This is a genomic window from Clostridium sp. E02 (assembly GCF_003833015.1).
Classification (GTDB): domain Bacteria; phylum Bacillota; class Clostridia; order Lachnospirales; family Lachnospiraceae; genus Lacrimispora.
On sequence record NZ_RJLQ01000002.1, the window covers coordinates 55,536 to 72,372 of the forward strand.

18 protein-coding genes are annotated in these 16,837 nt (G+C 38.8%); 17 read left to right on the forward strand and 1 reads right to left on the reverse strand.

The genetic code is table 11. From position 1 onward, the window contains the following. The first annotated feature begins 566 nt into the window (after positions 1-566). From EFT72_RS01575 to EFT72_RS01590, 4 genes are all read left to right on the forward strand, one after another. Entirely contained in the window at positions 567-1,880 is a 1,314-nt protein-coding gene (locus EFT72_RS01575) for an IS110 family transposase (protein ID WP_347561826.1), read from the forward strand. A 120-nt stretch (positions 1,881-2,000) separates the two neighbouring features. After that, a complete protein-coding gene (locus EFT72_RS01580; protein ID WP_124065070.1) occupies positions 2,001-2,477 on the forward strand; it encodes a hypothetical protein in 477 nt (158 codons plus the stop codon). A gap of 11 nt (positions 2,478-2,488) precedes the next feature. Further along, positions 2,489-2,839, forward strand: coding sequence for a hypothetical protein (locus EFT72_RS01585; protein WP_124065071.1), 351 nt, complete (start codon positions 2,489-2,491; stop codon positions 2,837-2,839). Positions 2,840-3,178: 339 nt separating this feature from the next. After that, positions 3,179-3,460, forward strand: coding sequence for a hypothetical protein (locus tag EFT72_RS01590; RefSeq protein ID WP_124065072.1), 282 nt, complete (start codon positions 3,179-3,181; stop codon positions 3,458-3,460). A gap of 303 nt (positions 3,461-3,763) precedes the next feature. On the opposite strand, the gene EFT72_RS01595 is transcribed toward EFT72_RS01590, so the two are convergent. Further along, on the reverse strand, positions 3,764-4,603 hold the full coding sequence (locus EFT72_RS01595) for an AraC family transcriptional regulator (protein ID WP_124065073.1): 840 nt from the start codon (positions 4,601-4,603) through the stop codon (positions 3,764-3,766). 295 nt (positions 4,604-4,898) lie between these two features. Here EFT72_RS01595 and EFT72_RS01600 point away from each other — a divergent pair, with 295 nt between their 5' ends. From EFT72_RS01600 to EFT72_RS01665, 13 genes are all read left to right on the forward strand, one after another. Beyond that, positions 4,899-6,353 (forward strand): SulP family inorganic anion transporter, encoded by a 1,455-nt coding sequence (locus EFT72_RS01600; RefSeq protein WP_124065074.1) that lies wholly within the window; start codon positions 4,899-4,901, stop codon positions 6,351-6,353. Between the two features lie 136 nt (positions 6,354-6,489). Further along, complete coding sequence (locus EFT72_RS01605; RefSeq protein WP_124065075.1) at positions 6,490-7,536, forward strand: D-alanine--D-alanine ligase; 1,047 nt, start codon at positions 6,490-6,492, stop codon at positions 7,534-7,536. A 24-nt stretch (positions 7,537-7,560) separates the two neighbouring features. After that, the gene (locus tag EFT72_RS01610) at positions 7,561-7,755 is read left to right on the forward strand and encodes a YwbE family protein (RefSeq protein WP_124065076.1); all 195 of its coding nucleotides are present in this window, start codon (positions 7,561-7,563) and stop codon (positions 7,753-7,755) included. A gap of 171 nt (positions 7,756-7,926) precedes the next feature. Continuing rightward, positions 7,927-8,520 carry a TetR/AcrR family transcriptional regulator gene (locus tag EFT72_RS01615; protein WP_124065077.1) on the forward strand — a complete coding sequence of 198 codons (594 nt, stop codon included), beginning with the start codon at positions 7,927-7,929 and terminating at the stop codon, positions 8,518-8,520. Positions 8,521-8,523: 3 nt separating this feature from the next. After that, the gene (locus EFT72_RS01620; protein WP_124065078.1) at positions 8,524-8,877 is read left to right on the forward strand and encodes a VOC family protein; all 354 of its coding nucleotides are present in this window, start codon (positions 8,524-8,526) and stop codon (positions 8,875-8,877) included. A gap of 19 nt (positions 8,878-8,896) precedes the next feature. Further along, on the forward strand, positions 8,897-9,154 hold the full coding sequence (locus tag EFT72_RS01625) for a zinc ribbon domain-containing protein (RefSeq protein WP_124065260.1): 258 nt from the start codon (positions 8,897-8,899) through the stop codon (positions 9,152-9,154). Between the two features lie 34 nt (positions 9,155-9,188). Then, the gene (locus EFT72_RS01630) at positions 9,189-9,632 is read left to right on the forward strand and encodes a YaiI/YqxD family protein (protein WP_124065079.1); all 444 of its coding nucleotides are present in this window, start codon (positions 9,189-9,191) and stop codon (positions 9,630-9,632) included. 338 nt (positions 9,633-9,970) lie between these two features. Beyond that, positions 9,971-10,909, forward strand: coding sequence for an NAD(P)H-binding protein (locus EFT72_RS01640; protein ID WP_124065080.1), 939 nt, complete (start codon positions 9,971-9,973; stop codon positions 10,907-10,909). 118 nt (positions 10,910-11,027) lie between these two features. Beyond that, positions 11,028-11,657, forward strand: a complete 630-nt coding sequence (locus EFT72_RS01645) for a DUF4397 domain-containing protein (RefSeq protein WP_124065081.1) — start codon at positions 11,028-11,030, stop codon at positions 11,655-11,657. A 168-nt stretch (positions 11,658-11,825) separates the two neighbouring features. Next, the gene (locus EFT72_RS01650; RefSeq protein WP_124065082.1) at positions 11,826-12,038 is read left to right on the forward strand and encodes a hypothetical protein; all 213 of its coding nucleotides are present in this window, start codon (positions 11,826-11,828) and stop codon (positions 12,036-12,038) included. Positions 12,039-12,186: 148 nt separating this feature from the next. Next, positions 12,187-12,519: a rubredoxin-like domain-containing protein gene (locus EFT72_RS01655; RefSeq protein WP_124065083.1), complete on the forward strand. Its 333-nt coding sequence runs from the start codon at positions 12,187-12,189 to the stop codon at positions 12,517-12,519. A 581-nt stretch (positions 12,520-13,100) separates the two neighbouring features. Next, entirely contained in the window at positions 13,101-15,050 is a 1,950-nt protein-coding gene (locus EFT72_RS01660; protein ID WP_124065084.1) for a carbohydrate-binding protein, read from the forward strand. Between the two features lie 52 nt (positions 15,051-15,102). Further along, positions 15,103-16,746: a carbohydrate-binding protein gene (locus EFT72_RS01665; protein ID WP_243109922.1), complete on the forward strand. Its 1,644-nt coding sequence runs from the start codon at positions 15,103-15,105 to the stop codon at positions 16,744-16,746. Positions 16,747-16,837 lie beyond the last annotated feature (91 nt).

Here is a 16,837-nt window from a genome sequence, read left to right on the forward strand (position 1 = left end):
TTTCGCAATCAGATTAAAAAAAAAGCTGCAAAAGTGCGACTTGAACCATGAAAAAAACAGATCATAGATGCGACCATTTTTTTAGTAGTCGGAAGATGAACAGGTGGCAACAGCAATTCAAACATTTATCAGTGAAAAGGAAAAATCCTTTGTTTCTCAAATTTGCCCCAAAAGGCGTTTTATTGCCTAAGTGGCATACATGCTCCACCATTGGTTTTAAAGGTCACACAAGGGCAATATTTTGCGACACAGGGCTAAATGAGTATGGGGCATCAATTGCTACTGCTATTGGTAAGATAATTGCCTACCCCCATGGTTCATGGTGAACCATGGGATTTACAGAAAATTGGTTCTATGGTAAACTGGGGCTGCCGGGGGTTACAGGGGGTAGAAATACCTTTTCTGTAGCCCCCTTTTTCGTTCTTTTTTATCTGCCGTTTCTTCTCCTGAAAATAAAACTAGAAATGACTTGCAATCCATTTGATACAGAGTTAACATCAACAACCAATAAAAGAAATAACTTGTCCTTCCACCCATTGGTTTGTTGTAGATAGGCTGTCGTCCCCTTGCGGACTCATGAAGAGTTAACGCTGTCATCTGAGGTTGCCGGTACGGGAACTGATTGGTTGGAAACAAGATCAGAAGGGAGAGAATTGCAGAGAAGAGAAAATCTGCTTTATGTGGGGATTGACCTGCATAAGGAAAGTCATACCGCAGTGATGGTGAACTGCTGGAACGAAAAGTTAGAGGTAATTGTCATAGAAAACAAACCCAGTGAATTTAAAAAGCTGGCAGAGAAGGTGAAAAGGAAATCCTGTCATCTTGGACTTGAACCCATTTATGGATTGGAAAATGCTTACGGTCACGGCAGAAGCTTAGCTGTCTGGCTGATTGAAAATGGTTATATAGTAAAAGACATTAATCCAGCGCTGGCTTATGACCAGAGAAAAAGCGCCCCCATGCTCCGCAAGAATGATGAGTATGATGCGTATTGTGTGGCAACGGTACTCATTAACCAGCTGCATACGTTGCCTGATGCAAAACCAAAAGATAACGAATGGACACTGGCTCAATTAGTAAATCGGAGAGATTTACTGGTAAAAGACGGTATCCGTTTTAAGAACGGACTCCATGAGCAGATATCCATGGCATATCCCAGTTACAGTAAGTTTTTCAGCGAGATAGATGGGAAATGTGCCATGTATTTCTGGAAGACCTACCCGTCTCCTGCCCATTTGCAGGAAAAGACGGCAGAAGAACTAACAATTGAATTCAAAGAGATATCTCCGATTATCAGAAAAGATAAAGCAGAAATGATTCTGGACTGTATGAAACACGATGGAAATACCTTTCGGGAATATCAGGAATCCAGAGATTTCATTACAAGAAGTCTGGTAAGAGACTTGGAACATCAAAAAGAAGAGAGGGCAGGAATTGATATAGAAATTGAGAAGATCCTGCTTAGTTTTGATTATAAGCTAACCAGTATGCCAGGCATAGGAACGTCGGTAGCCAGTAAACTAATTGCAGAAATCGGCGATATCCGAAGATTTCCCAGTGCAGACAAGCTGGCAAGATTTGCAGGAGTAGCTCCTGTAAAGTTCAGTTCTGCCGGGAAAGGCAAGGAGCAAAGTTCCAGACAGGGAAACCGCCAGTTGCATGGATTGTTTTATTTCCTGGCAGTAACCATGGTGTCGAAGCCAAAGAATGGAGTACCCAATCATCCGATATTTTATGATTATTACATGCGAAAAATCGGCGATGGAAAGACAAAGTCTCAAGCGCTGGTCTGTATCATGCGCCGTTTGGTGAACATTGTGTACGGAATGATGAAAAATAAGACAGAATACCGTGAACCGATTCGAGAAGAAGAACAGTAATTTTTCTATTTAAAAACAGCACAAAGACGTGCTATAATTTTTTTAATTGGATACGAAAATTCACCGTTCGTCGCATACCTCAGTACTCCACCTGAGGGGACGGGTAATGGTGGAAGTAAGATGAGTCTTTTAGACGACCCTAAAATTGCAAAGGATGTTGTTGCAGATCCAGATGCGGTTTATGGTTATAGACCAAAGCAAGGTTCTTCTTTAGACCAGTTTGATATAGACTGGAGTAATGCAGATGAAGTAGCCAAGGCAAAGGCAGCTAGGCTTGAATATTTAGAAGCAATGGAAGCTAAGAAGGCAAAATTAAGTGTAGAAGTTGATAATTATTTGGCAGAAGGAAAGAATATGCGAGAAATTGCCGAAATGAAAGTGAACCAAAGAAACATGGATAGAATAAACTCCTATATTGAGAGAGGGGATTATGATAATCTTGAGAAATTATATGAGAGAAATCTTCTTGAATATGGGCAAAAAGAAGGTCCAACTGTGCAGCAATTATACGAAAAATATGGTTCGTATGAAGATGTGATTTATTCAAGTGTCAAGGTGAATAAAGGTATGAATGTGATTTTAGGAATAGAAAATTAAAGGGGGACATTATGGATTTAGAAAGAGAAAAAGAAGAAACTAAATGGTTTAGAAAAGATGGTTTAAGAATTAAACAAACAAGCGAAGGGAAACAAACACTAGTTTCAGTTATTCTTGACGGATATAATATTTGCTTTAAATTAATGCTATTTGATTTTCTTGATCATATAAAAGAAGATTTAGCATTAGATGTCAAAATAGAAAAAATATGGAACGAGCAGCGTGTTTTTGTGGTTGGTTCGAAGTATGTGTCAGATTTAATTAATTATATCGAATTATTTATTGATGAATGGAATATAAAAATAAGTGAAAGTACAGTTTCCGCTTCGGATGTTATTTCTGATGAGTTGTGGTATAGCTAAAATATTTAAAAAGACGAGCATTCATTCATGTTGATGAGAATAAAATAGTAAAAGTATATGTGGTGTACCTACACAAACACCATAAAAAACCTTGAATTTGGCTGGTTTCAGAGATGTTACAGCCATCTAGCAGGTGTTTCTTGTCTAATTTACAGCCACCTTAGAGAATTCATAATTCAGTATTAAAATCATTAAGCAGTCGGCATTGCCGTCTGCTGTAAATCGGCAGGGGCGCCATAAGGTGCACCTGCCTTTAACCTGCATCATTTTCGACCCCATGGTTCATCCCTGCTTTTGTAGCAAAATAGGGCGAGAATTTTTCAGTTCAGGAATTTATAAATGGTTGCGATTGTGCGACTTGAGGAATATGAAAAACTGGCCTATACGCGACATTTTTCTGAAAAAACAACCGGAAGACGAACAGGAGACAATCGCAATCCAAACAGTTATCAGGTGCAACGGGAAAAGACTATATTTTTCAAATTTGCCCAACAAGGCTTTTTATCGTCTGATTGGCATATATGTTCCAACATGGTTTTTAAAGGTCACACAGGGGCAATTATTTGCGACACAGGGCTAACTGGGAATGGGACATCAATTCTGGGTTGCCATTGGTTGTAAGATAACTGCCTACCCCTATGGTTCATGGTGAACCATGAATTTACATCAAACTGGTTCTATGGTAAACTGGTGCTGCGGGGGGTTACAGGGGGGGAGAAAAACACTTCTTCTGTAGCTCCTTTTCTATTCTTTTTTCTGTCGTTCCTTCTCTCGAAAGCAAATTCAGAAATGACTTGCAATACATTCCTTGCGGACTCAATAAGAGTTAACGTTGTCATCTGAGGTTGCCGGTACGGGAACTGATTGGAAGGTAGAAAGAGCCAGACTACTAAATCAGCGAGTCTGTCTCTCCTCCTAATTCACTTATATCGTTTCCACAGGGATCCAAATTTCACAGTAGTTTTCCCCTGGATTTTCACATAGAGGAGTATACATCTCTATGTTGTAGTTTCCTGCAAGCTTATATGCTTTGCAAGATGGAATCCACTCGCTCCAAATCTTTGTGTTCACGTCCTGCAATGCTTTTGGCAATGCACCACGACAGGGGAATATTGCCCATGTGCTTGCAGGAATTACTTTTGTTTCGTAGCCCTCTGGAATCTCATTCCACGGAATATAGTTATCGGCAATGAAATATTCAAAGTTCTTTCCATCACTGTCCATGCAGATTCCATACATGCCACAAACGACCTTTGCATCTTCACTTTCCATATGTTCCTTCCAGAACTTAGGAATTTCGTCATAAGAAATTTCCGTATTGAATTTCCGTGACTTTCCCATTACTGTAAATTGAGCCTTTTCAACAATTTTGTACTCTAACATAGTACCACCCTCCAATGTGAGTTTTATTTTCAGCGGAGCAAAAGAATTTAATTTACTTCCTTGTACTCTTGCGAAAGAAGGACTTATCCCATGAAATTTTGTGAATGCTCTGGCAAAACTATCCGGAGACTCGTAACCGTATTTCAGTGCAACATCAATCACTTTTATATCAGTAGAACAAAGCTCCTGCGCAGCAATCGTTAGACGACGATTCCTTATATACTCACCAACCGTAAATCCACATAGTACATTGAATATTTTCTGAAAGTAGAAACTTGACACATACGCTTTATTGGCTATTTCGTTTATATCAATATCATTCGTCAAATTATCCTCAATGTATGCAATCGCATGGGTAATGCCTTCATTCCAACCATTCATAAGATGCCGCCCTTCTTTGTCTCGCTGTAATTACACTATACTTATAAGTGTATATATTTTCCCGACTTTCCTTGTTCTAATGTATCGGGTTATAACCGATTAATATGAAATCTCATAAATTTATTATACCAAAAAACGATTGGGTCTACAAATTTGTTTTTAACGTTACAACGCTTCCTATGGAACAAAACTGTTGACATAATATTATAGGAATGATATCTTATAAAAGATTATGTGTTCGGACATAGAGGGTTATATTCCTTTTCGTTATTAATAAAAAAGCAAGGAGAATTCAATGAATCTAAAAAAAGAATGGTTCGGCAATGTGAGGCAGGACGTACTGGCAGGTATGGTTGTTGCGATTGCGCTGATACCAGAGGCAATCGGATTTTCTATTCTGGCAGGAGTGGATCCAATGGTAGGGCTATATGCCTCCTTTTGTATTGCAATCATAACTGCTTTTGCAGGCGGACGGCCAGGTTTGATTTCAGCGGCAACAGGAGCGATGGCACTTGTGCTGGCAGGTCTAGTAAGGGAATATGGGGTTCAATATATGTTAGCGGCTACCATATTAGCAGGTGTATTTCAGATTATAATGGGTGCTTTAAAAATTGGAAATTTATTGCGTTTTATTCCAAAACCGGTGATGACTGGTTTCGTAAATGCATTAGGAATTTTGATTTTCAAAGCCCAATTAACGTATTTTTCAGGCCAAGGGGTCACGATGTACCTCTTGGTAGCCGTTGGGATTGGGATCATCTATTTCTTCCCCAAATTAAATAAAACACTTCCAGCTCCCTTGGTGGCAATCATAGTATTAACGGTTGTTACCGTCGGAACAGGTATGGAAGTAACCCGAATTGGAGATATGGGCAATATCGTTGGAGTTTTGCCGAGTTTTTCACTTCCAGAAGTTGCGTTTGGCTTAGAGACACTAAAGATTATTGCTCCATTTTCCCTCTCACTGGCGATTGTTGGACTTGCAGAATCAATGTTAACATCTAGATTACTGGATGAATTAACCGATACAAAAAGTAATAAAAACCGGGAATGTATGGGGCAGGGATTGGCAAATATAGTAGCTGGATTTTTTGGAGGAATGGCTGGCTGTGCGATGATAGGGCAGTCGGTGATTAATTACAAATCCGGTGGACGTGGACGATTGTCTACTTTGACAGCCGGCGTATTTTTGATGATTTTGATTGTTGTATTAAATAACTGGGTTGTTTTAATACCAGTTGCTGCATTAGTTGCGGTTATGATTATTGTATCCATTGCAACGTTTGATTGGTCTTCCATAAAACGAATTGCGAAAGTACCAAAATCAGATACAGCGGTAATGCTTTCTGTAGTAGCCATTGTATTTGTTACAGAGAATCTGGCTTATGGAGTCATAATTGGTATCTTGCTAAGCTCTGTGCTTTTTGTAAATAAAATTTCAAAGGTTAAAGTTGAAAAAACAGGATCAGAAAATAATATAAAATACCGTTGCTGGGGACAGTTGTTTTTTGCCTCCACCACCAATTTCTTAGAACAGTTTGATTTTGATATTTCAGATCAGATGATAGAATTGGATTTGACCCATGTAAAGTTTTGGGATGAGTCAGCGGGGGATGCATTTGATAAATTAATTCGTAAATACAGCGAACGGCATGTCCGAGTTAAAATACAGGGTCTAAGTGAGGCCTGTGAGAATTTACTGGAAAGAACCTCTTTGCAGTATTCGATTTTGCCTGAATATGTAGATTAAGGAACGAAATAAAACATGCAGATAACCCAAGTTGGGACTGCATGTTTTTTGTTCCTAAGTGCTGCTTGTAAAAAATACGGAAACTATTTATAATAAACTGGAATAGAATAGAAAAAGCTATATTGGAGGTTAATCTATGAAAATTGCGGTATTAGGAGGGGGACTCAGTTCAGAACGGGAAGTGTCAATCGCCTCCGCATATGAAATCCATGATGCGTTGATTGACAAAGGACATAAAGTGGTCTTTCTAGACATTTATGGTGGATTTAATGAAGAGACTGATAAATTAGATGAGATATTCACCGATAAAAAAAGGGGTTCGTATGAAATTGCAAAGATGCCCCCTAAGGCGTCTGAACTGAAAAAAAACAGAGTTCCGTCCCCCGATGGGTTTTGGGGTGTAAATATCTTAACTATTTGTAAATATGCGGATCTCGTTTTTCTCGCACTTCATGGTGCCGAAGGAGAAAATGGAAAAGTCCAGGCTGCATTTGATTTGTTTGGAATCAGATATACAGGGACAGGATATTTTGGTTCGGTATTGGCACTGGATAAGCACTGTTCGAAACAGATTATGGTTCAAAATCAAATCATAACACCAGATTGGGAGATCCTATCGAAATCCAATGAGTATCAACTAAAAAGGTTGAAATTTCCAGTTGTGATCAAACCAGTTTCGGAAGGATCAAGCATTGGTGTGAGTATTGTGAAAAATCAGAAAGAACTGACAAGCGCGTTAACCGATGCAATACAATATGGAGATTGTCTCATTGCAGAAGAATATATAATAGGGAAAGAACTATCCGTGGGGATACTCAATCATCAGGCGTTGCCGGTAATTGAAATACTGCCTAAAGTCGGTTTTTTTAACTATCATAATAAGTATCAAAGTGATGGAGCCGAAGAGATTTGTCCTGCAGAATTGCCTACGGATCTTACATTACAATTACAAAAAACAGCCCTAAAGGTACATGAGATACTGGGGTTGGGAACTTATTCAAGGATCGATTTTATTTATGGGAAAGATAAGTTGATCCATTGCCTAGAAGCCAATACTCTTCCTGGGATGACATCACAAAGTCTGTTCCCAAAAGAAGCAAAAGCAAGGGGTAATTCATTTGCTGATTTATGTGATGAGATAGTCAGATTAACATTATTAGATGAAAAATATTTAAACAATTAGAGGGAACAAGGATAGGAGCAAAACATGGATGGAACCGTTAGAAAAGACATTAAAATAGGGGATCAGGTTATGGTGGTACAAAAACAAGATCAGAGAACTGGAAAATTAACTGAAGGGGTGGTACAAAGGATATTAACCAACTCTGCGAACCACCCAAGAGGCATTAAAGTGATGTTAGAAGGAGGAATCGTAGGGAGAGTACAAAAAAGAATGGGTTAAGTAGATTTTTATCCCGATGAATCAATAAAATAACGTTTGGATTTGTCCCATAAATTGTGGCATATCCAAACGTTATTTTTTTCTGGACAAGTTGAGACACAAATAAACTCTTGACAGATAGAATAAAAAGAATTACAATGAGTAACAACTCAGTGAGTTGGAGGTCATTAAATGAATCAGAACAAACGGCAGCTTCAAAAAGAATTCACACGGAAACGTATTTTACAATCTGCGTATCAAGTATATTCCGACAAAGGGTTCGGTGCGACCACGAATATGATTGCAAAAGAAGCGCAGATTTCCCATGGAACCATTTTTCTTCACTTTCCCACTGCAGTGGAATTACAAATATGCCTTTTGGAGCAATTTGGAATGGAGATCAATAAGCAGCTGCACCAATTATCAGAAAAGGACGATAGTCTTGAAGATCTTTTGTCTGCACACATAGATGTTCTGATCAAACATCAAAATTTTTATAAACGATTGATTGCTGAAAGCAGTTTTTTACCGGAACAGGCAAGATATGTATATATCTCAATACAGTCCTCTGTTTCCTTGCATCTCAGTCAGGCTTTTGAGAAAGGACAAAAGGAGGGGCACATAAAGAACCTATCCATGCATCTCATGTTTAATACCTGGCTGGGACTTTTGCATTATTATCTTTCTAACCAGGAGTTATTTGCTCCAGAAGGAGCAGTATTAAATCAATACAAAGAGGAACTCGTTCACCATTTTATCAATCTATTAAAGATTGGAGAGGAATAAAACATGAAAACATATGACAACTTTTTTTTACCAGTCAATGACTTGGAAAAGGCAAAGGACTATTATCAGAATGTCCTTGGATTATCATTAAAGTTTGATTTTTCATCGAAGGGAATGATTGCGTTTCATGTAGGAGAGGAGGAACCAGCCATAATCTTAAAAGATACGGGGCGGTTTCCAGAAGCAAAATCCACCATATGGTTTGAAGTAGAGAGCGTAAACGAAGAATATGAACGTCTAAAGAAAAAGGGTGTAAATTTTTTATCGGTACCTTATATGATAGGAACCGGTCATGCGGTGGAATTTGAAGATCTGTTTGGCAATCGGTTTGGAATTACCGATTATATCAAAGAATAAGAGAAGGATGGGAAGAATGATGAAAGTATGTATATCCTGTGGAATGCCTATGACAAAACCAGAAGATTACTCTTTGAGGGATGAATCAAAGGATTATTGCATTCACTGTGCACGAAAGGATGGTTCTATGCAGTCCTTTGAAGAAAAATTAGAAAGCATGACTGGTTTTATAATAAGAACCCAGGGATTTGATCCTACCGTTGCCACACATGCTGCAAAAGAGCTAATGCGCAATCAGCCGGCTTGGAGCCATTGTTTCGAGACGAAAAATGAATAAATTGGAAAGATAAAAGGAAGAGAGAAAGAATGTTATGAATATTTATGTGGATGCAGATGCCTGTCCGGTGGTTGGTATTGTGGAAAAAGTAGCAAAAGAATATAAAATCAGTGTATCTCTCCTTTGTGATACCAATCATAGACTACAATCTGATTATAGTGAGGTTAAGGTAATCGGAGCAGGAGCGGATGCCGTTGATTTTGCACTGGTAAGCTTATGCAGATCAGGTGATGTTGTAGTGACTCAAGATTATGGTTTGGCAGCTATGGCACTGGGGAAGGGGGCATATGTGATTCATCAGTCTGGAAAACGGTACACCAACGACAACATAGATCAACTGCTCATGGAGCGACATATTACAAAGTCCGCGAGAAGAGCAAAGTCAAAAAATCATCTGTCCGGGCCAAGAAAAAGGACTTCGGATGATGACAAGCATTTTGAAGAGTCATTTCGTTCCTTAATTCTTACCGCTATGTAACAGATCGCATCACTAGAAAAAGAGTTTGACACTCAGCTGATAGATCGAAAAAAAATACCGGTGGAACCCACAGAAGCTGGTTGGCGAAACAAAGTCCTCCTGAAAGATAGTTCCAATTATTTGGAAAAAGGTCTTTACGATATTGCAGTTGCATTTGATTCGGAATTTGTTGGAAAAGAAGGTATATTAACTGAAACATTAGGACAAGGTAAATATTGTGCAGTGGTGAGCGACGACCATCCGCTTGCTCTACAGAGAATATGATTGGATTTTTCCCTGAGCAATATCAATTTGAAAAGTATATGAAATCAATCAATAAAAAATATGAGGTGATGTCAATGGGAAAATTATTGTTAACAGGAGTCGATGGAAACCTTGGAGAAATGGCAGCAGAGGTTTTGCTTCAATTAGCTGAGAACGATCAGATTGTGTTTTGTGGATATAATCCAGAAGCATTAAAGAAATATGCGGATATGGGAATCGAGACCCATAGAACCAACTTTAATTCCATGGATGGACTTGTGGAAGCATTTCAAGGCGCGGACAAGCTGGCATTGATCTCCATGCCATTTGTAGGAGAAAAACGGCAGGCAGCTCATAGAAATGTAGTAGATGCAGCTAAAAAAGCCGGCGTAAAGCAGATTATCTATACGTCTTTGGTTAATGCTGCGGATGAGACAAATCCAAGCATTGAGAAAATAGACCATGCCTATACAGAAGCATACATCAAGGAACAGGGGCTTGATTATATTTTATTACGAAATTCCCAATATGCAGAAGCTATGATTACCAATTATTTCACCTTTGTGAAAATGGGCGGAGTGATGAAAAATTCTCAAGGAGATGGAAAAATGGCTTATATCTCCAGAAAGGACTGTGCAAAAGCAGTTGCTCACGCTCTAGTCAGTACACAATATACGAAGAGCATATTAGACATCAATGGTCCGGAATTATTAACCATATCAGAATTTGTTGCTTATGGGAATCAGGCAACTGGGAACAATGTAAAATATGAATCAGTTACAGATGAAGAAAACTATGCGATATTTGATGCCATGGGAGTACCAAGGACGACAGATGGTGTATTTCAAAAAGGATCGGAGGCACCATTTTCTTCTGAAGGTATGGTGACATTTGCGCAGGCGATTCGGTTAGGTAAAATGGACGCGTTTACCAAAGACTTTGAAAAATTGACTGGAGAAAAACCACTTACAGTCAGCTATATGTTTGAACATGAAGATGAATTCCAGATAGGGGATCGTCATTCCCTTGACTAAAAGAATCGCTATACCTGCTTATGCCTGAATAAGAGAAAAATTTTTATGAAAAATAGCAATCATTCTATACGTGGAAAGCATATTGTATACCGTAGTATAAATTTCGGAGAGGTAAATTATGAATCATCATATGAACCAGACTCAAATGGATATGCCTATGGGTTATGTACGTGTGATCCACACCGTTCCAGATGCACCAAATGTTGATATCTATGCAAACGAGACAATGGTAGTCGAGGATCTTGCATATGGCGAGTATACCGATTATTTGGCCATACCAGAAGGAGAATATAAAATTTCTGTATACGTAGCTGGAACAACAGACACCCCGGTTGTCTCCAATATGCTGAGTGTTGAACAAAATAAAGTACTTACAATTGCAGCAGCCGGTATGCTTAATGATATTGGACTGCTAGCAATTCGGGATGTAGATGACCCAGAAGACACAGACAAAGCGATGGTACGTTTCCTACACTTATCCCCCAATGCTCCAGCTGTAGACATTACGCTTCCTGATGGAACTGTTGTTTTTGATGACGTGTCATTTAAGCAGATCACCCCCTATCGAGAAGTAACACCCATGAATTATACTTTGGAAGTTAGGCCAGCAGGAACCTCTGATGTGGTTTTATCTGTTCCTGATGTTGGGTTAGAAAGCGGGAAAAACTATACAGTATACGCAATTGGACTGGTTGGAGAAGAACCGGAACTAGAGGCAATGTTGATTCAAGATGGAGTCTTTTACTAAAATTAAAAGATTATAAAAAGAAGCAGACCAGTTTCCCCCACAGGTTTGTTTCTTTTTGTTTTTCGATTCAATCCGCCGCCATTAGAAAGGTCTGTCTGCGATGTATAGGGTTGGTGGTTTCAAAGCATATTATTAAAAGTACAATAAGAAAGAAGGGTTTTTCAATGAATGAAGCATATCAGACTAGGGGAAGAGTTTCATCAGATGTTAGATGATCTTCAGGAAGAGGAAAAAGATCCAAGTTCCATAGCAAAGGCAATCAAATCTGTTAGCCAGTATATCAATCAATATCAGAACGCATCGAGAGAAAGCATGCAACTGGCACAAAAGCTAGTGAAAATAGAACAGGAATTTATGGATAGATTACTGATGTATTTATAAGGTGAGATATGACCTTCTATTATGTAAAATTCTTATTAAAATAGTGTTAAATAAATGGGGATAGGTTGACAAAAATTGAAAAATAAGTAATAATAATTACATTAGTAAGACAATAATAATTTTTATCAATTAAAGGAGGCATGTTTATATGAAATTATTTAAATGTACTGTATGCGGATATGTTCATGAAGGAGAGTCTGCTCCAGAAAAATGCCCAAAGTGTCACGTGGGTGCAGAAAAATTTGAAGAATTAAATGAAGAGGATACAAAAAAGATTTATCGGTCTGATCATACCAATGCCATTCACATGGAAGTTATTACATTAGCAGAAAAGATCATTGCATTGAGTGCAGAGGGAATTGAAGATAACTTAGATCCCAAATGCTTAGCTGCATTTACTCAGGCAAAAGATGAGGCGTGGGTAATCAAACAGAGATGCAAGGCCGAGCTTGCCGGACATATGAAGTTAGGAAAATATTAATTTTTAATCCATAGAAAAGGGACCGTTGCCTGTGACATTCTTGTCAGGAGGCAGCGGTCCTTTCGTTTTGCTCCATTGAGAATGGTTACAGAATATTTAGAATAAATAAAATTAACAATAGATGTACTGCCTAATTTTATATTATAATGTAAAATATTGTATAAAACTTGGGACGCAACTTGTAAATAATTAAAAAATATGTAGAATGCACAGACGATAATACAAATAAGTACATACTTTACAAATAACATATCATGTGTTACAATGTGATTACCTGAAAAAACAATCAAAAACACGAATAGGAAGGGGAGGTATGAGATGGTTTAATCGAAGCAATATCGGTTCAAAAGTTTTTTATCTTAGTTAATTTCTTGCATGATGACATTCACTAACACGAACGAGACTATTCGCAGGCTCTACATGACTTTCTTGGTGATTCACCTGAAAAATCCACTGTTTTATTTTAACATATACTGTTTTTATGCAGCTCATTAAGGGGTGCCTAGTTTTTTGTACTTATTTGAGCAAATTAATAGGACGAGTTGTATATGCAGTATATCATCGTTTAAGGAGGTTTTACAATGAAAAAGCGGAGAGGTATTATTTTATTGGGAGCATTAATATTATCTAGTTTTATTATGGGGGGAACGACATACGCAGACAGCAATACCGTTGTGAAGGAAGTTGGGAGATCCAATCCATTGATTGATCATCATTTGGGTGCAGATCCAGCTGCACTTTCATTCAATGGCAGAGTTTATCTTTATCTATCTAGTGATCAATATGAATACAATCAAAACGGTAGTATAAAAGATAACTCGTTTGCGAACTTAAATCAGGTATATATCATATCATCTTCTGATATGGTAAACTGGACGGATCACGGAGCTGTTCCGGTGGCTGGTGCCAATGGTCTTAATGGTGGCAGGGGAATCGCCAAATGGGCATGGGGGTCTTGGGCTCCAGCCGCAGCTGTTAAAAAGATAAATGGAAAAGATAAGTTCTTTCTGTATTTTGCCAACAGTGGCGCAGGAATTGGTGTTCTGACTGCAGACAGTCCCACGGGTCCATGGAAAGATCCATTAGGAAAAGCCTTGGTCTCAGGTAGTACGCCAGGGATGTCTGGTGTTGTGTGGATGTTTGATCCGGCGGTTTTGGTAGATGATGATGGAAGCGGTTATCTTTATTGTGGTGGTGGAATTCCAGGAGATAAAAACCCATCTCAGTGGCAGATTGCAAATCCAAAAACTGCCAGAGTCTTAAAACTAGGAAACGATATGACCAGCGTACAAGGCGCTGCAAAAACCATTGATGCACCCTATATGTTTGAGGATTCCGGCATTCATAAATATAAAGGGGTTTATTACTATTCCTATTGTATTAATTTTAACGGCAATCACCCTTGGGACACACCAAAGGGAGAGATTGGTTACATGACCAGCAACAACCCTATGGGGCCGTTTTCATACAAAGGACATTTTCTGAAAAACCCAGGAAATTTCTTCCCGTCAGGTGGTAATAACCATCATTCGGTATTCCAGTTAAATAACCAGTGGTATGTTGCTTATCATACACAGGTGGTTAGTCAGGTGAAATATGGATCAGGCAAAGGATATCGCTCTCCTCATATTAATAAACTGGCTTACAATGGAGATGGTTCCATTCAGGAAGTAAAGGCTGATTATAATGGTATATCTCAATTGGCAAATTTAAATCCATATGAAAGAGTAGAAGCGGAAACAATTGCTTGGAATCGGGGGATTTTAACTGAAAATACATCTGCAAGTGGTGGTCCAGTGAGCAATCAGCAAGTAACAAACATCCATAATGGAGACTTTATTGCAGTTGGGAATGCAGACTTTGGATCAGAGGGAGCGAAAAGCTTTAAGGCAAACGTGGCATCTTCTGTAGGTGGTAAAATCGAAATTCATCTGGACAAAGAAAATGGCAGACTTGTAGGTGCCGTTGATGTTCCAAATACAGGGGGGGATCGTAATTTTAGAGAAGTTCAAACAACCATAAGCAATGCGACTGGAGTTCATAATGTATTCTTTGTGTTCCGTGGCAACGGCAATCAGCAACTCTTTCAGTTCGAATCCTGGCAGTTCTCCAAAGACGAAGGAGGAGGCTCCTATCAAGGAACAACGTATGAAGCGGAACGAGACACCACACTGGTTAATTCAGCGGTGGAAAGTTTGTACACTGGATATACGGGAGAAGGTTATGTCAACTTTAACGCATATTCGGGTGCATCCATTCAGTGGAATAAGGTTCTTTGTACAATTAGTGGTACCAAGAATATAACATTTCGTTATGCACTGGAATCGGGAACTAGAAATCTAGATCTATATGTAAATGGAAATAAAATAAAAAGTGTTGAATTTCCTGCAACCGGAAGCTGGACAAACTGGAGAGAAATAACCGTTCAGGTCCCTTTGACAGAGGGAGATAATGTTTTACGGATAGAAACGACCGGTGAGGAAGGTCCTAATATTGATAACATGAATGCAGCCCCTAATTTTGACCTTTGATAAAGGAGAGGATGACAAAATGAAACGTTTAAAAAAAATATTTGGATTTTTAATGACTGGTGTGCTTTTATTGTCAATGTTTTTAAATACACCATTTACATTCGATGCCGGCGCAGCCAACAGTGTGGTAATTAACTTGACGGCTAGGAAACAAACCATACAGGGATTTGGTGGAATGAACCACCCCGTCTGGACATCTGATTTAACACCGCAACAGAGAAATACAACCTTCCGAAATGGAGCTGGGGATCTGGGATTTACGATATTGAGAATTCATGTTGATGAGAATCAGGCAAACTGGTATAAGGAGCTTGATACGGCAAAAGCAGCAGTGGCAAATGGTGCGATTGTTTTTGCATCTCCCTGGAATCCTCCTGCAAGTATGACAGAAAACTTTTACAAAAATGGCAATTCCTCGGCTAAGCGGCTTCGCCACGATAAATATGGAGACTATGTTAGACATTTAAACAATTTTGTCAAATATATGAAGGACAATGGAGTTGATTTATATGCCATCTCAGTTCAGAATGAACCAGATTATGCAAATGAATGGACTTGGTGGACGCCTCAGGAAGTACTTGATTTCATGAAAAACTATGCGGGTGGCATCAACTGTCGTGTGATCGCACCGGAATCTTTTCAGTACTTAAAGAATATTTCTGATCCTATTTTAAATGATCCGCAGGCACTTGCCAATATGGATATTTTAGGTGCCCATCTCTATGGGACACAGGTTCGAAATTTTCCTTATCCTCTGTTTGAACAAAAAGGGGCTGGAAAAGGGCTTTGGATGACAGAAGTTTATTATCCAAACAGCAATGCAAACTCAGCAGATTCCTGGCCAGAAGCATTGGAGGTTTCTTATCATATTCATAGTGCAATGACAGAAGGCAATTTCCAGGCTTATGTATGGTGGTTTATTCGTAGAAATTATAGTCCTTTAAAAGAAGATGGAACCATTAGCAAACGAGGCTATAATATGGCCCATTTTTCCAAATTTGTCCGTCCTGGATATGTGAGAGTCGATGCGACAAAAAAACCCTCTAATAATGTCTATACTTCAGCTTACATAGGGGATAATAAAATAGTAATCGTAGCAATTAATAAAGGCAACACTGTGGTAAACCAGAATTTTGTGCTACAGAATGGAACAGCAGATTCCTTTTCCTCCTGGGTGACTGACGGCAGAAGAAATATGGCATCGTCAGGAACGAGTAAAGTATCCAATAATTCCTTTACCTCTCAGCTTCCGGCACAGAGCGTTACTACATATGTAGCAGATTTGAAAAATGGATCTGGGAGCGGAACATACTACGAAGCTGAAACCAATGCTACACTAAAAGATGCAACGGTAGAGAGTCTTTATAATGGTTATACTGGAAGTGGATATGTTAATTTTAATTCACAGTCAGGGTCATCCATTGAATGGAACAATGTTTACTGTGCCTTACAGGGAACCAAGAATATAACCGTACGCTATGCACTGGAGTCTGGATCACGGTATTTAGATGTGTATGTCAATGGGACAAAGGTAGCAAACAATGTGGCATTTGATGCAACTGGAAGTTGGGAGAGCTGGGGAGAAAAAGTAATTCCAGTAGATATGATTGTAAATATGAATTCATTCAAACTAGTAACAACTGGATCAGAAGGTCCGAATGTAGACCGTATCTATGCAACTGCTAAAATGGACTAATTAAAGGATATAAATAGATTCCATAAGATGAGGCACTCCACTGGGGTGTCTCGTTTTTATGTCAACTTTCATGAACCTCTTTACAGGAAAT

What these genes read in the sequence shown, in the direction of transcription:
- EFT72_RS01610 (WP_124065076.1), top strand. Translation starts at nt 7,561, where the DNA reads ATGGATGGAACCGTTAGAAAAGACATTAAAATAGGGGATCAGGTTATG.
- EFT72_RS01615 (WP_124065077.1), top strand. Translation starts at nt 7,927, where the DNA reads ATGAATCAGAACAAACGGCAGCTTCAAAAAGAATTCACACGGAAACGT.
- EFT72_RS01580 (WP_124065070.1), top strand. Translation starts at nt 2,001, where the DNA reads ATGAGTCTTTTAGACGACCCTAAAATTGCAAAGGATGTTGTTGCAGAT.
- EFT72_RS01620 (WP_124065078.1), top strand. Translation starts at nt 8,524, where the DNA reads ATGAAAACATATGACAACTTTTTTTTACCAGTCAATGACTTGGAAAAG.
- EFT72_RS01600 (WP_124065074.1), top strand. Translation starts at nt 4,899, where the DNA reads ATGAATCTAAAAAAAGAATGGTTCGGCAATGTGAGGCAGGACGTACTG.
- EFT72_RS01590 (WP_124065072.1), top strand. Translation starts at nt 3,179, where the DNA reads ATGGTTGCGATTGTGCGACTTGAGGAATATGAAAAACTGGCCTATACG.
- EFT72_RS01665 (WP_243109922.1), top strand. Translation starts at nt 15,103, where the DNA reads ATGACTGGTGTGCTTTTATTGTCAATGTTTTTAAATACACCATTTACA.
- EFT72_RS01660 (WP_124065084.1), top strand. Translation starts at nt 13,101, where the DNA reads ATGAAAAAGCGGAGAGGTATTATTTTATTGGGAGCATTAATATTATCT.
- EFT72_RS01585 (WP_124065071.1), top strand. Translation starts at nt 2,489, where the DNA reads ATGGATTTAGAAAGAGAAAAAGAAGAAACTAAATGGTTTAGAAAAGAT.
- EFT72_RS01625 (WP_124065260.1), top strand. Translation starts at nt 8,897, where the DNA reads ATGAAAGTATGTATATCCTGTGGAATGCCTATGACAAAACCAGAAGAT.
- EFT72_RS01640 (WP_124065080.1), top strand. Translation starts at nt 9,971, where the DNA reads ATGGGAAAATTATTGTTAACAGGAGTCGATGGAAACCTTGGAGAAATG.
- EFT72_RS01655 (WP_124065083.1), top strand. Translation starts at nt 12,187, where the DNA reads ATGAAATTATTTAAATGTACTGTATGCGGATATGTTCATGAAGGAGAG.
- EFT72_RS01595 (WP_124065073.1), bottom strand. Translation starts at nt 4,603, where the DNA reads ATGAATGGTTGGAATGAAGGCATTACCCATGCGATTGCATACATTGAG.
- EFT72_RS01645 (WP_124065081.1), top strand. Translation starts at nt 11,028, where the DNA reads ATGAATCATCATATGAACCAGACTCAAATGGATATGCCTATGGGTTAT.
- EFT72_RS01630 (WP_124065079.1), top strand. Translation starts at nt 9,189, where the DNA reads ATGAATATTTATGTGGATGCAGATGCCTGTCCGGTGGTTGGTATTGTG.
- EFT72_RS01650 (WP_124065082.1), top strand. Translation starts at nt 11,826, where the DNA reads ATGAAGCATATCAGACTAGGGGAAGAGTTTCATCAGATGTTAGATGAT.
- EFT72_RS01605 (WP_124065075.1), top strand. Translation starts at nt 6,490, where the DNA reads ATGAAAATTGCGGTATTAGGAGGGGGACTCAGTTCAGAACGGGAAGTG.